We start from the raw sequence: 14048 nt of genomic DNA on the forward strand, positions 1-14048 counted from the left end.
CGATGCTCGGTCTAGCGGGACTTCTCCCGCACCGATCCGAGGACGGACGAGGAGGCCGGCGTGTCGTTGTCCCGTGTCCGTCCCGCCCGCGCGCTCACCGTGCTGTTCGCCCTGCTGCTGGCCGGCCTGGCCGGCTACGCCGTGGTGGCCAACTGGCAGCAGGCGGCGCTGGTGCGCGAGGTGGCGGCCGCCGGCTCCGACACCGACGCGTACCAGAAGGCGGCCTTCGAGCTGACCACCGAGATGGCGGTGCTGCAGGGCACCATGCTGGAGCACGACGGCGAGGAACGCGACGAGCTGCTCGCCGCCAACCAGCGGGCCGACGACGCGATGGCCCGCATGGCCATGATCGACGAGGAGCACAGCGGCGAGGCCACCGACGTGGCCACCCGGCACCGCAACCTGCGCATGGTCGTCGTGGGCTTCCTGGCCCAGGTCGACCGGGGTGACATGGGCGCGGCCAAGGTGACCGTCGAAGAGGTGCTCGAGCCCGAGTACACGGCGATGATGAACGAACTGCTGGCCGAGCAGGACCACCACCTGGCCGACTACGACCGCAAGCAGGCCCAGGCCCTGCAGGAGTCGCGCAACTCGGTGATCGCCGTCCTGGTCGTCTTCGTGGCCGGGCTGGTCGTGCTGGGCGCCCTGGGCCTGTCCCGCCGCGCCTACCGCCGGCAGGTCGAGGCCATGGCCGGCACCGACCCGCTGACCGGGCTGCGCAGCCGGGCCGCCTTCGCCGAGCACGTCGCCGAGGCGCTGCCTGGCGAGCCGACCGTGCTGGTCATCAACGTGGACGGGTTCCGCGACGTCAACGAGCAGCTCGGGCACCGCGTCGGCGACCTGCTGCTGGTCGAGACCGGCCGCCGGCTGGCCTCGCTGGTCCGCGGCGCCGACGTGGTCGCCCGGCTCGGCGGCGACGAGTTCGCCGTGCTGCTGCGCGACCCCGAGCCCCGGATCGGCGAGACGATCGCGGCCCGCCTGACCGAGGCCTTCGACCGCTCGTTCGTGCTCGACGAGATCACCATCGACCTCGAGGTCAGCATCGGCGCCGCCACCGCGGCGCCCGGCGAGGACGTCGTCACCGTGCTGCGGCACGCCGACGCCGCCATGCACGAGGCCAAGCAGAACCGCACCGGCTTCTGCCGCTTCCAGGGCGAGAACCGGCAGGACGCCGCGGCCCGGCTCTCGCTGCTGGGCGACCTGCGCCGCGCCGTCGAGGACCCGGAACAGCTGACCCTGCACTACCAGCCCAAGGTCGCGGTCGACACGGGCGAGCTGGTCGGCGTCGAGGCCCTGGCCCGCTGGCACCACCCGGAGCGCGGCCCGGTCTCACCGGCCGACTTCATCCCGGTCCTCGAGGTCACCAACCTCATGCACCGCTTCACCGAGCGGGTGCTGACGATGGCGCTGCGACAGGCCCGGACCTGGCTCGACGCCGGCCACCGGGTGCCCATCGCCGTCAACGTGTCGGCCCGCAGCCTGCTCGATCCGCAGTTCCCCGACCGAGTGGCGACGCTGCTGGCCGACAGCGGTGTGCCGGGCGATCTGCTGTCGATCGAGGTCACCGAGTACGCCCTGATGAGCGACCCCGACACGGCCATCCGCGCGCTGCACCGGCTGCGCGAGTCCGGCGTCAAGGCGTCCATCGACGACTACGGCACCGGCTACTCGTCGATGACGTACCTGAAGCTGCTCCCGATCGCCGAGCTGAAGATCGACCGCTCGTTCGTGCTGGACATGGCCGACGACAACAGCAGCCGGGCCCTGGTCGCCTCGACCGTCGAGCTGGGCCACCGCCTCGGCCTGACCGTCGTGGCCGAGGGCGTCGAGGACGAGGCCGCGGTGCAGGCCCTGCGCGAGATCGGCTGCGACACCGCCCAGGGCTACCACTTCGCCAAGCCGATGACGGCCGAGGCGCTGACCACCCAGCTGCGCGAGACGCTGCAGGTCGCCTAGCCGGCTGTCCCCGCCACGCGGGCGACCAGGCGGCTGTTGTGCAGGGCGTGGGCGAACCCGGGCGTGTGGTGGGTGCCGTTCTCGATGTCGCGGGCCAGGCTCGCGTACACCTCGCCCACGTTGATGGCCGCTCCCGTCCAGATCCCGGCCACGGCCGGGCCGGCCCCGGTGGCCACGGGACGGTCGGGCGCGGCGAAACCCACGCTCGAGGTGAGCGTGAGATCACCGACCTGAACTCCGGCGGGGTGATCGCCGGTCAGCCGCAGCCAGCCGTCCGACCCGCGCACGTCGAACTGGAAGAACGCCTCGCCGGCGGGCACACCGGCCAGGATCTGCACGTTCGCCGGGGCGCCGGACGCCGTACCGACGATGGCGTCGAGGTGGTCCGGCACCTCCCGCACCGAGATCCCGCCGGTGTCGGCCAGCTTCACCTCGGGCCACAGCAGCCGCGTGCGCGCGTCGATCTCGGTGATGTCACCCAGGACCGCCTCGATCACGTCGAGCACGTGGGCGGCCGCGATCGGCAGGAACCCGGCGCCCGCGGCCGCCTGGTCGAAGTATTGGTAGGCGCTGGTCGACTCCGGCCCGTTGCCGAAGGTGGTGGCGCCGACGCGCGCCGAGAGCAGCCGCCCGAGCTGTCCGTCGGCGATGATCTCGGCCGCGCGGCGTACGGCCGGGTTGTGCCGCCCCTGCAGGCCGATCGCGGTATGCAGCGAACCGGCGGCGTCGGCCATCTCCCGGGTCTGCTCGACGGACGTGCCCAGCGGCGATTCCGAGTAGACGGCCTTGTTCGCGGCCAGGGCGGCGAGCACGAGGTCGCGGTGGGCCGGCACCTTGACGGCCACGGTGACGAGGTCGATCGACGGATCGGCGATCAGCTCGAACGGGTCGGCGTACCAGCGTTCGGCGCCGAAGGTCTCGGCCGCGAGCCGGGCGCTCGGCTCACGGCGGGTCGCCACGGCCGCCAGCGTGAACCGCGGCTGGGCGGCCAGCGCCGGAATGTGCGACGCCCCGGCCCAGCTGGCCCGGGTGTCGGCGCCGATGACACCGACGCGGATCGTGTTGCTCGACATGATGGTGACTCCCGTTCTTCGTGACTTCAGAGGTTGACGACGGCCATGTCGGACTCGGCATGGCGTTCACCCGTGGCCGGCGGCAGGGCGTTCAGGCGGGCGACCTGGTCGGCGGTGAGCCGCAGATCGTCGGCGGCGCTGTTCTCCTCGAGCCGGTCGATCCGGGTGGTGCCCGGGATCGGCGCGACGGCGTCGCCGGTTGCCAGCAGCCAGGCCAGCGCGACCTGGGCCGGCGTGGCCCCGGCCTCGGCCGCGACCTCGCGCACCTCATCGACGATGCGCAGGTTGCGCGCGAGATTGCCGCCGGTGAACCGGGGGTTGGTCCGGCGCCAGTCGCCCTCGTCCAGCCCGTCCAGCGAGCGGACCTGGCCGGTGAGAAAACCGTGCCCCAACGGCGAGTACGGGACCAGGCCGATGCCCAGCTCGTGCAGGGTGGGCCGGATCTCGGCCTCCACGGCGCGCGTCCACAGCGAGTACTCGGTCTGCACAGCGGCGATCGGATGCACCGCGTGGGCCCGGCGGATGGTCGCCGCCGACGCCTCGGACAGCCCGAGGTGGCCGACTTTGCCTGCGGTCACGAGCTCGCTCAGCGCGCCGACCGTCTCCTCGATGGGCGTGCCCGTGTCGACCCGGTGCTGGTAGTAGAGGTCGATGCGGTCGGTGCCGAGCCGGCGCAACGACCCCTCGACGGCGGCGCGGATGTTGGCCGGGGTGCTGTCCATCCCGGGCCGCCCGGTGTGGGACACGAGCCCGAACTTGGTGGCCAGGACGACCCCGTCCCGGCGGCCCCGGAGCGCGCGACCCAGCAGTTCCTCGTTGACGAAGGGCCCGTACACCTCAGCGGTGTCGAGATGGGTGACGCCGAGGTCGAGGGCGCGGTGGATGGTGCGGATCGACGCGGTGTCGTCGCGGCCCGCCCCGGTGTAGAACGCCGACATCCCCATGACACCGAGGCCGACGCGAGAGACCTCGAGCCCGCCCAGGAAAGTGCTTCGCATGCCGTGGCCTCTCATCGTTCGAACTTGACGCATCAAGAAGTACACGGTCGAACTTGATGCGTCAACAAGGGGCGCTAGGATGGGTGTCATGACACGCTGGCTGAGCCCCGACGAACTGGCGGCCTGGCTCGCCAACTCCGCGATCATGATCAGCCTGCCGGCCGCGCTCGACGCCCGGATGCAGCGCGAATCGCAGATGACGTTCTTCGAATACATGGTGTTGTCGGTGCTCTCCGAGGAGCCGGATCGCACCATGCAGATGAGCGACCTGGCCGCGCGCACGGCCGCGTCGCTCTCCCGCCTGTCGCACGTCGTCGGGCGGCTGGAGAACCGGGGACTGCTCACCCGGGCTCGGGTTCCCGGCTCCGGCCGGCGCACCAATGCCACGCTGACCGACGCCGGCTACGACCAGGTCGTGGCCGCGGCCCCCGGGCACGTCGCGGCGGTCCGCGAGTATCTGATCGACGGCCTCGAGCCCGGCGACCTGGCCGCGCTGCGCCGCATCGGCACCTCGGTCGAGGCCGCCATCAAGGGCGGCAATCTTTATTAGTGCATTGACCGTCGCGGATGGGCTCGGGAAGCATCGGCCTCATGGTCACCCGCCGCGCCCTGCTCGCCCTGGCCGGTTCGGCCGGCGGTGCGCTCGTTCTGCCGACACCCGCCCGGGCCCGCGCCGCCGACCCGGTCGCCGACGAATACCACCGGCTGCTGCTGGTGCACACCCGCTGGGTCGAGCAACAGTGGGACGCGGGGACCGGGGCCTACCGCCTCGCCGATTTCCGGTTCGCCGCCGTACTGGGAAACGCTGTTCTTCTGACGGTTGACGGCTATGACGCCGAGCCGGCCGGAATCGACGCGGCCACGCTGCGGCAGCACACGCTGGCCACGATCAAGCGGTTCGCGGCCACCAACCGGCTCGCCGGGGGCGCCGAATGGGGGCAGCGGCTGTTCTGGGACTCGACGTTCGAGCTGTACTTCGTCCTCGCCGCCCGGCTGTTGTGGACCGAGCTGGACGACGCCACCCGCGCGAACGTCGACGCCATTGCCCGCGGGCAGGCCGAATACGCGTACGGGCTGGGCACCGGGAACGACCCGCTCAGCGGCTCGTGGACGCCCAACGGCAGTGCGGGCGGCTACCGGGGCGACACCAAATTGGAAGAGATGGGCGTCTACGCGCAGGCCATCGCGCCCGGCCTGGCCTGGTCGCTGGTCGAGGACACCGGCCGGTTCGGCTTCTGGGCGGCCAACGCGAGCGGGCTGCCCGCGGCCGACCGGGCCAACCCGGCCGTCGTGGACGGTCGCGCGGTTCGGGAGTGGAACGTCGCCCACAATCTGCACGACACGTTCGTGGTGGAGAACCACGAGTCGGTCAACCCGCACTACCAGGCCGAGTTGTGGCGCACCGCGGGCCGGGCGGCCGCGCATTTCCTGGCCGCCGGGCGCCCGGTGCCGCAGGTGCTCACCCACCAGCCCAACGGCCGCGAGCTGTGGGCCACGCTGCGGTTGCTGGCCTCCGACGCCGGCGAGCCCGTGATGCCGATGGTCGCCGACCGCTACCACCTGTACGGGCGCGACGTGCTGCCGCTCGCCTTCCTGGCCCAGGTGCAGGGCGATCGGCACGCGGCCCGGGCCGAGGCCGACTTGGCCGCGCGGCTCATGCCCTATCTGCGCTACTCCCCCGGGAACAGACTGACGAAGTTCAGCGGCGAGGAGAAGTACGAGCCGGAGGCGCGGGCCGAGCTGGCCATCTCGTACCTGTTCCACCGCTGGCGCCAGACGCCGGTGCAGCCGGTGACCAGCGCCGAGTTCTTCGCGGCGGCCTCGGGCACCCGCGACTTCGGCTCGGCCGTCGGGCTGACCGCGCACCAGACCCCGGCCGGGTTCGCGGCCGCCGTGACCAAGGCCGGTTACACGCGGTTCCTGTGGCAGCCCGGGCACGACAACTGGCTGATCGACACGCGGGCGTCGGCCTTCCTGCCGCCGGCGCCGGCCGCACCGGCCCAGCAGTGGACGGCCGCGTACACCCGGGTCCGCGACGGGATCGACGCCACCGCAACGGTGTTGCGGACCGCCGCCGGATGGGCCGGATATGCGACCTTGCCGACCGGAACGGTGATCTACGCGGGTCCGGGCCCGTCCACGCTGAGCCTGTTCACCCTGGACATGCCCGGGGTGCCCGGCCTTGACGGCAGCCGCACGTTCACGGGCCAGGGTGGCGCGGTGACGCCCCCGCCGGGCCTCGGCGACGGCGGCACCGATCACATTCTGTTTCCCGTACGGACGGTCCGGCACATTCGCTTCGTGGGCCGGGCCCCCGCCACCCAGTACGGCTATTCGCTGTACGCCATCGAAGCGCTCGACGCGACGGGTGCCGACCGGGCCCGCGGCCGCCCGGTGACGGTGTCGTCGGCCGATCCCGCCTATCCGGCCGCGAACGCGGTCGACGGGAACGCCGCCACCCGGTGGGCGGTCGCCCGCGCCGAGCGGGGCCGCGCCGACAGCCGGCTCGCCGTCGACCTGGGCGCGGCCGTCGAGCTGACCGGCGTGCGGTTGAGCTGGGAGGCCGCGTACGGCGTGGAGTACGTCATCGAGACCTCGACCGACGGCGCCACGTGGACCACGGCGGCGACCGTGCCGGTCACGGCGGCGCTGGGCGCGTGGGCCGGCATCGACGGGCGGGCCGGGGTGGTCGCCCACGGCGCCGGCGGCCCGATCACCGCGTCGTCGGCGCGCGTGACGATTCCGGCGGCCCGGCTCATCGAGGGCTACCCCGGCGACCGCACCGACCTGGCAGCCCTGTCCCGCCGTCCGTTGCCCGTCGGCGGGCCGGACACCCTGCGGCTCAGCGACGCCGACGGCTGCCTGACCGCACTCAATCTCTCCGGCACCGCGCTGACCGACGTCGCGGTGACGCTGCCGCGCGGCGACCGGCTCTATCGTGGGGTGTCGGTCGTACGCCCGGACCAGCGGCTCGATCTGGCCGTTTCCGTCACCGCGGGCGGCGGCGCGGTCGAACCGGTCCGCTTCACGGTGACCGGCCGCGCGCCCGCCGGCACCCGCTTCACCGTCACCGACTCCCACCACATCACCGTCACCGCCCCGGCGACCTCGGCCGTCGACATCCGCCTGACCGCCGCTGCGGCCGGCGTCGATGGCAGTGCTCCGGCTGCGCGCTCCGCCGCCGTCAATCGGCCGGTGGCGGTTCGCGTGCCGGCCGGGGCGAGCCGCAGTTACGCCGTGCCGGTGGAGGGGCCGGTCACCCCGACCGCCGACCTGGCCCGGGGGCGCCCCACGTTCCCGACCTCGCCGCTGCCCGCGGGCATGGGCGAGCCGTCCCGAGCCGTCGACGGCGACCCGGGCACGGCCTGGCGACCCGGCCCGGACGGGCGGATGGTCGTCGACCTGGGCTCGGCCCATGCCGTGCGGACAGTCGCGCTGACCTGGACGGAAGGCCGGCGCCCACCGGTGGTCATCGAGACCTCGGCGGACGGGGCGACTTACGTGCCGTTCACCGCGCCCGCCACCGTTCGCTATGTCGCCGTGGCCGTTCCCGGCTGGCTCGACAACGGCCCCGAGCTCATCGCGCTCACCGTGGACTAGCGCACCTGGAACGTGGTCAGGACGGCCGCGTGGTCGGACGTCCACTGGTTTCCGGTGTGGTCGGGGATGGGCTGGGGCGTGCCGGCGACCAGCGTGCGTGAGCCGAGCACCGGCCAGGCGCCCTTGGCGTAGACGAAGTCGATCCGGTCCTGGGGCTCGGGCTGCCCGGCGAACTGGTCGTAGCCGTACCCGCCGGCGAACGTGCGGGTGATCGGCGACCAGGTGTGACCGGGCACCGCGACCGGGTCGGGGTGGGCGCGGCGGAAGGTGTCGACCAGCCCGGCCTGGGTGGGCAGGGTCGACGTCGGCCACGGGACAGTCTGCTGGTAGCCGCACCGGGCGGTCGCCGCGGTCCAGTCGAGGTGCGAGGCGGCGTTGAAGTCGCCGGTCAGCAGCACCGGGGTGGTGGCGGACTGGTTGAGCGGCGCCTGCATCCGCTGCAGGACGGTGGTGATCTGGCCGGTGCGACCGGAATCCGCTTCTCGTTGCAGCAGCCGCGGGACGGTGAGGCGGCCGAAACAGGCGTCGTACGGCCCGTACGGGGTGTAGCCGAGGTGGGCGTTCCACAGCGCCACGTCGTCGCCGAACTGGTCGTCGAGGCTGATCACGACGTCGTTGACCTTGGGGCCGCCGGCCGTGGGCGCGGTGCCGCGGCGCACGATCGGATAGCGGCTGAGGATGCCGAGGTCCGCTCCCACGTCATGGAAGTTCCAGCCCAGGGCCGCGCCGAGAGCGGCCGCCGCGCCGTCGTTCTCCTGGATGCCGACTACGTCCACGTCCTGTTCGAGCAGGAAGCGCAGCTGCTTGGCGCGGTAGTTGGTGACCCGGGTGCCGCCGTGCCACAGGTTCCAGCTCATCACGTTGAGCGTGGGCACCAGCCGGTCGGCGGCTCGGCTCACGTCCAGCGCGACTCGCGTGCGGGCGGTCTGGCCGGCGGTGTTGGTGGCCTGCACGGTGGCCGAGGCGGTGGCGCCGCCCGCGGTCTCGGGTGGGGTGCCGCCGATCGCGCCGTCCCGGCCGACGGTCAGCCAGGCCGGGCCGTCGACCTTGGTGAAGGCGGCGCCCCGGGTGTCGCCGGTGAGCAGACCGGCGACCGAGGCCTGATAGCCGCGCCCGGCCTTGGCGTTGCGCAGCGGCGTGGTCGCGGCGACGAACTGCAGCTCCTGGGCGCTGCGGACGGTGAACCGGACCGGCTCGGCGAACCAGGCGTATCCGTCGCGGGCCAGCCCGTACGCGATGTAGGCGCCGGGCGTCCAGTTGCCGGTGGCGAAGGTCAGCGTGCCGGTGGCCGCGGTGGCGTACTGCCACTGGAACGACGGCCCGACGAACTGCTGGTTCACGGGCCCGTTGCCGGGGTCGGTGTAGATGCCGATCCAGTTGGTGGCATGCGGCGCGTCGGCCCGGTATTCGACCTGCAGGGCCTCGCCCGGAACGACCGAGGGCGTACGGATGGTCAGGTTTCCGCTCGGGGCGGCGATGGCCGGTGAGGGCAGGACGACGATGCCGACGAGGACGACAAGGGCCACCAGGGCTCGCTTGAACATGCTCCGGACTCAACCCGACCCAACGATCGTGGTCAATATCAGTCGGTGAAGTTGGTGAACTGTTTGCCGCACGATCAACAGAAAGGCCGCCCACGGCGCGGAGAGCGTCGTGAGCGGCCTCGAACATCTGGATACGTGTTGACGTGTTGATTCAACACGTCAACACGTCGTCACCATGAGGTCAGGCGCGGGACCACTTCTGGTTGGGCTGGCCGGAGCAGTCCCAGAGCTGCAGCTGGGCGCCGTTGGCCGTATTGCGGTCCTTGATGTCCACGCACTTGTTGGCGGAGACGTTCACCAGGTCGCCCTGGGCCGACAGGGTGAACCGCTGCACCGGGTTGGTGTTGCACTGGACCAGCTGGATCGGGGTGCCGTTGGTCAGCGCCCCGCCGGCCGGGTCCATGCACTTGCCCATGGCGCGGATCGTACCGTCGCCGTTCTGGGTCCACTGCTGGGCGGCGGTGTTGTTGCAGTCGTACATCTGCAGCCGGGCCCCATCCACCGGGTTGGCGCCGGGGATGTCGATGCAGCGGCCGCTCAGGCTCGACTTGAGCGCGTTGCCGTTGCCGGTCGGCGGCGGCGTCGTGGTCGAGGTGCTGACGTGCACGTAGTCGACCAGCATCTTGCTCTCGGCGGGCAGGCTGCCGGGGTTGCCCTGGCCGAAGTTGCCGCCGATGGCCAGGTTCAGGATGATGAAGAACCCGTGGTTGAAGACCCAGTTGACGTTGCCCTTGGCCGCGCGCAGCGAGTCGGGGGTGGCGCGGAAGAACTCCCGGCCGTCGACGGTCCAGACGACCAGGTTGGGCGACCAGTCCACGGCGTACGTGTGGAAGGCCTGGTGCCACGGGGTGCTCGAGGTCGTGATGGCGCCGAACGAGTTGCCACCCGAGTAGCCGGGGCCGTGCAGCGTGCCGAAGAGCTGGTTGGGCTCGCGGCCGACGACCTCCATGATGTCGATCTCGCCGTCGGTCGGCCAGTTGCTGCCGCCGAGCATCCAGAACGCGGGCCACAGACCCGAGCCGTTGGGGACCTGGATGCGGGCCTCGATGTGCCCGTACTGCTGGGTGAACTTGCCGGCGGTCTGGATGCGGCCCGAGGTGAACTGGCAGGGGCCGTTCCAGCAGTTGTTGCCGCCGCTGCCCTTGCGGGCGGTGATGACCAACTGGCCCTGCCCGTTCATGGCGACGTTGCTGGTGCCCTGGGTGTAGTACTGGAGCTCCTGGTTGCCCCAGCCGCCGCCACCGACGTCGAAGTTCCACTTCGACGAGTCGACGCCGCTGCCGGCCGGGCCGTTGAAGTCTTCGTTCCAGACGACCGCCGCCTCGGCGGTGTCACTGCGGGAGCCGACGGCAAGGCCGGCGCCCAGGGCCACCATCATGACGGTGGCCGCGATGAAAAACCTGGACTTGCGCATGGGGGATTTCCTCCGGGGAGAGGACATGGATAATACGAAACAGTCTTAATAATTGATCCCCGCGAGTCAAGGCAAGCCGGGCATTGGCGGAACTTCAGTGCCCGAATGTCGGGGCCCGAACTGCTCGAACCTCGGCCAGCCGCCGCTTCGAGAAGTCGTCGTCCCAGCACACGGCGGCCTCCCAGGCGGCCGAGGCCTGCGCGGCGACGTCGTACGCCTCGTCGTCGAGGCCGGCGGCGTTGCCGGGCAGCACCAGGTCGAGGTCGGGCATGTCGACGTGCGACTCGTCCCAGTCGATCAGCGCGACCCGGTCCGCGGTCAGGCGGATGTTGCCCGGATTGAGATCACCGTGCACGACGCAGGTGGGCCGGCCGGCCAGCCGCGCCCAGGCGGCCCGGCAGCGGGCGACACCCTCCGGCGGCATCGCGCCCAGGTCGACCCTGGTGCCGGTCTCGGCCCGCAGCAGGTCGGTGCACGATCGCCAACCCGGGCGCTGCGGCCACCCGCTCGTCAGTCGATGCAGCTCACGCACCGTTTCGGCCACGCGTCGCCAGTCGCCCGGCGTCTCGGGCGGCCCGCCTTCGAGGTAGGTCATCACGACCAGGCCGTCGACGAACAACCGGCCGTCGGTGGCCGGGACGGGCCGCGGCACGGTCAGGCCCTCACGGTCGAGGTGTTGCAGGAGACCCGTCTCCCAGGCGAGATCGGCGTCGCGGCGGCGGCCGAGACGACCGATCGCGAGCTGCCCGCCGACCCGCACGCGCCACACGTCGTTGGCGACGCCGGCGGTGATCTTCTCGAGGCGGACGGCGTCCTCGCCCCACTGCCCGAGCGCTTCCCAGCTCATCAACCAAATGTTAAGGATGATCCGGTGCCGGGGGCGAACGGCTTTCAGCGGATGGTGAGCGCGGCCAGGCCGGCCACCGCGACAAGCGTGCTGGCGGTCAGGAACGCGGTGTTGTGGGCTGTCCACCAGCGGATGCGGCCGCGGACGTAGGCCGGGCAGTCGTCGGGCCGCACCACCCGCAGCGCGACGACGGTGAGGGCGGCCAGGACCATGCCGGCCACACCCAGCAGCGCCACCAGGGTGGCGAGCTCGGGTCGGGCCGGGTCCATGGCGTCATCTCACCGCGCCGCGGCGGGTGCTGGTGTCTCAGCTTGAGACGCGAGCCGTCGCCGGCCGGCTCGAGACGCGGGGGTCGTCGCCGATGTGACGGGTCGTATTGCGATCGACGTCGACGGCAGCGCGGGCAGCGACCCGGCCGTCGGGAGTCAGCACTGACAGGTGCAGGCGCCCTGAAGGCCAGCCGTCGGGCAGCACGGCCTCGATCGCGGTCGCGGCGCTCAACTCGTACGGCTTGGCCTCGACCGACGGGCCGTCCACCGGCGCACCGACGGGACCGGTGGAGTAGACCGGTCCCCAGGCGTGGGTCAGGCGGCCGGTGAACAGGTCGGGGCCGTGGTGCGAGAGGTGCACGCCGATGGTGGCGGTGGCACCGACGATGTCGCGGCCGGGAGCGACCGGGGCGACGTCGAGCACCAGCGTGGTCGGGGCGTTGACCGCGGCCGGGTCGGCGCCGCCCAGATCCTTGGGTTCGCGGTCGAAGGTGAGCAGGCCGGCCGACTCGTGCTCGATGTCGTACAGCTCGGTGTAGACATAACCCGAGAGCCGGTCGTGGCGGCGCAGCTCCTGGGTCTGCCAGCGCAGGTGCCAGGCCCGCTCGACACTGGTGAAGCCGCCGCCGTACTCGCTGTTGAGGTTGGGCAGTCCGCGCAGCGGTTGCGAAGGCACGGCGAGCGCCTTGTCGACCACGAAATCCGGCCCGAGCTTGACCGGGAAACTGTCGCGCTCGCCGCTGACCAGCGCGGCCAGGGTCTGCTGCCAGCCGATGGCGCTCTCGTCGTAGTAGTGCCAGTCGAGCAGGTCGGTGCGAACGTGGGTCCACCCCGAGTTATCCACAATGGGACGGGTGCGGTCGAGAGAAGCCAATTTTTCGTACGCGGCGACGACTGCCTCCTGTTTGGCGGTGTCCCCGGGGATGTCCCAATCGAGGCCCCACTCCTCGTTGTAGAGCCCCCACACGACGATGGCCGGCGAGTTGCCGTCCCGGGCGACCATGGGCTCGATCTGCGCCTCGAACGCGGCCGTGGACGCCGCGGTGAACGTGCCGGTCGAGGCCGGCTCGCACCACAGCAACAGACCCAGCCGGTCGGCGTGGTGGATGAAGCGGGGATCCTCGAGCTTGAGGTGCTTGCGCACGAGGGTGTAGCCGAGCTCGCGCGCCAGCTCCAGGTCGCGGATCATGGCGGCGTCGCTGGGCGGGGTGATGCCGGTCCGCGGCCAGTAGCCCTGGTCGAGCACGCCCTTGATGAAGAGCCGCTCGCCGTTGAAGAGGATCTCCTCGCCGCGCACTTCGACCTTGCGCAGCCCGGTATAGCCGGTGACGCGGTCGATGCCGTCGGAGGTCTCCAGCTCGACATCGACGTAGTAGAGGTGTGGATCGGCCGGGCTCCACAATGCGGGTTCCGCGATTGCCACAACGGTCTCCGTGACACCCGAATGCGCCCCGACGAAGTCGAATGCGCTCGACGCGCCACCCGACACGGCAGGCGCGGCACTCGACACGGCGGGCGCGGCACTCGACACGGCAGGCGCGGCGCTGAAAGCAGTCGAGTCGTTGGTCGTGGACGGAACGGATCGGATCGCGAGACGAACCGTTGCGTCGGCCGAGTGGGGGCCGGCGGTGTGGATCCGCACGGTGACGCCGTCGAGGTTCTCGGTCGGGCGCAGCGTCAATGCCGTGATGTGGGTGGCCGGGCGGGCCTCGAGCCACACGCTCTGCCAGATGCCGGAGGACGGGGTGAAGCAGACGCCGTCGTAGTCCGTGCGAGGAACGCTTCGCTGCTTGCCGTGGGCGATCTCGCGCTTGTCGGCCGGCGCGTCCACCCGCACCACCACCTCGCACTCCCCCGCCGCCGCGACGAGACGATCCGTTCCGTCTTGCGAGAGCACGAGACGATCCGTTCCGTCCTGCGAAAGCGCGAGACGATCCGTTTCGTCTCGGGAGGACACTGGGGGCGTCGGGGGTGCAGCGGGCGAGGCGAGCGCGTCGGTGATGTCGGCCTCGAACGGGGTGTAGCCGCCCTCGTGGCGCACCACCTCGGTGCCGTTGACCCAGACGGTGGCAGCGTGGTGGACGGCGCCGAAGTGCAGGACGACCCGCTGGCCGGTCCAGTCGGCGGGGACGGTCACGGTGCGGCGGTACCAGCCAGTGGGGCGCCAATGCTGCGCTTGGCCCGAGGCGGGCGTCTCCCACGCGTACGGGACCTGGATCCGGGAGTCGAAGGCGCGCTCACCGAAAGAGAAGTCCCAGGTGCCGTTCAGGCTGAGCCAGCTGTGGGAGCGGTCGAAATGCGGCCGCGGATATTCTGCCATTTTGTTGCTCCTATGCGGACTGACGGG

The 14048-nt window shown here is 71.6% G+C and carries 10 protein-coding genes; 3 read left to right on the plus strand and 7 right to left on the minus strand.

Features of this window, described 5'->3' with window-relative positions; all coding sequences use genetic code 11:
• Window positions 1–60 precede the first annotated feature (60 nt).
• Window positions 61–1956, plus strand: coding sequence for a putative bifunctional diguanylate cyclase/phosphodiesterase (locus M1L60_RS41520; RefSeq protein ID WP_253243090.1), 1896 nt, complete (start codon window positions 61–63; stop codon window positions 1954–1956).
• Here the strand turns inward: M1L60_RS41520 and M1L60_RS41525 are convergent.
• Window positions 1953–3029: a Gfo/Idh/MocA family protein gene (locus tag M1L60_RS41525; RefSeq protein ID WP_253243091.1), complete on the minus strand. Its 1077-nt coding sequence runs from the start codon at window positions 3027–3029 to the stop codon at window positions 1953–1955. The genes M1L60_RS41520 and M1L60_RS41525 overlap by 4 nt on opposite strands.
• A gap of 26 nt (window positions 3030–3055) precedes the next feature.
• Window positions 3056–4027, minus strand: coding sequence for an aldo/keto reductase (locus tag M1L60_RS41530; RefSeq protein ID WP_253243092.1), 972 nt, complete (start codon window positions 4025–4027; stop codon window positions 3056–3058).
• Window positions 4028–4115: 88 nt separating this feature from the next.
• On the opposite strand from M1L60_RS41530, the gene M1L60_RS41535 reads away from it, so the two are divergent.
• Together M1L60_RS41535 and M1L60_RS41540 are read left to right on the plus strand one after the other, a co-directional pair.
• The gene (locus tag M1L60_RS41535; protein WP_253243093.1) at window positions 4116–4577 is read left to right on the plus strand and encodes a MarR family winged helix-turn-helix transcriptional regulator; all 462 of its coding nucleotides are present in this window, start codon (window positions 4116–4118) and stop codon (window positions 4575–4577) included.
• Window positions 4578–4618: 41 nt separating this feature from the next.
• The gene (locus M1L60_RS41540) at window positions 4619–7627 is read left to right on the plus strand and encodes a discoidin domain-containing protein (RefSeq protein WP_253243094.1); all 3009 of its coding nucleotides are present in this window, start codon (window positions 4619–4621) and stop codon (window positions 7625–7627) included.
• On the opposite strand, the gene M1L60_RS41545 is transcribed toward M1L60_RS41540, so the two are convergent.
• From M1L60_RS41545 to M1L60_RS41565, 5 genes are all read right to left on the minus strand, one after another.
• Window positions 7624–9171, minus strand: coding sequence for an endonuclease/exonuclease/phosphatase family protein (locus tag M1L60_RS41545; RefSeq protein ID WP_253243095.1), 1548 nt, complete (start codon window positions 9169–9171; stop codon window positions 7624–7626). The genes M1L60_RS41540 and M1L60_RS41545 overlap by 4 nt on opposite strands.
• Window positions 9172–9352: 181 nt before the next feature.
• Window positions 9353–10585: a ricin-type beta-trefoil lectin domain protein gene (locus M1L60_RS41550; protein ID WP_253243096.1), complete on the minus strand. Its 1233-nt coding sequence runs from the start codon at window positions 10583–10585 to the stop codon at window positions 9353–9355.
• Window positions 10586–10679: 94 nt separating this feature from the next.
• Window positions 10680–11432, minus strand: coding sequence for a phosphotransferase enzyme family protein (locus M1L60_RS41555; RefSeq protein WP_253243097.1), 753 nt, complete (start codon window positions 11430–11432; stop codon window positions 10680–10682).
• Window positions 11433–11476: 44 nt separating this feature from the next.
• The gene (locus tag M1L60_RS41560) at window positions 11477–11701 is read right to left on the minus strand and encodes a hypothetical protein (protein WP_253243098.1); all 225 of its coding nucleotides are present in this window, start codon (window positions 11699–11701) and stop codon (window positions 11477–11479) included.
• Window positions 11702–11738: 37 nt separating this feature from the next.
• On the minus strand, window positions 11739–14021 hold the full coding sequence (locus M1L60_RS41565; RefSeq protein ID WP_253243099.1) for a glycoside hydrolase family 2 protein: 2283 nt from the start codon (window positions 14019–14021) through the stop codon (window positions 11739–11741).
• Between the last annotated feature and the right edge of the window lie 27 nt (window positions 14022–14048).

The sequence above is a fragment of the Paractinoplanes aksuensis genome (assembly GCF_024137025.1).
Taxonomy (GTDB): domain Bacteria; phylum Actinomycetota; class Actinomycetes; order Mycobacteriales; family Micromonosporaceae; genus Actinoplanes; species Actinoplanes aksuensis.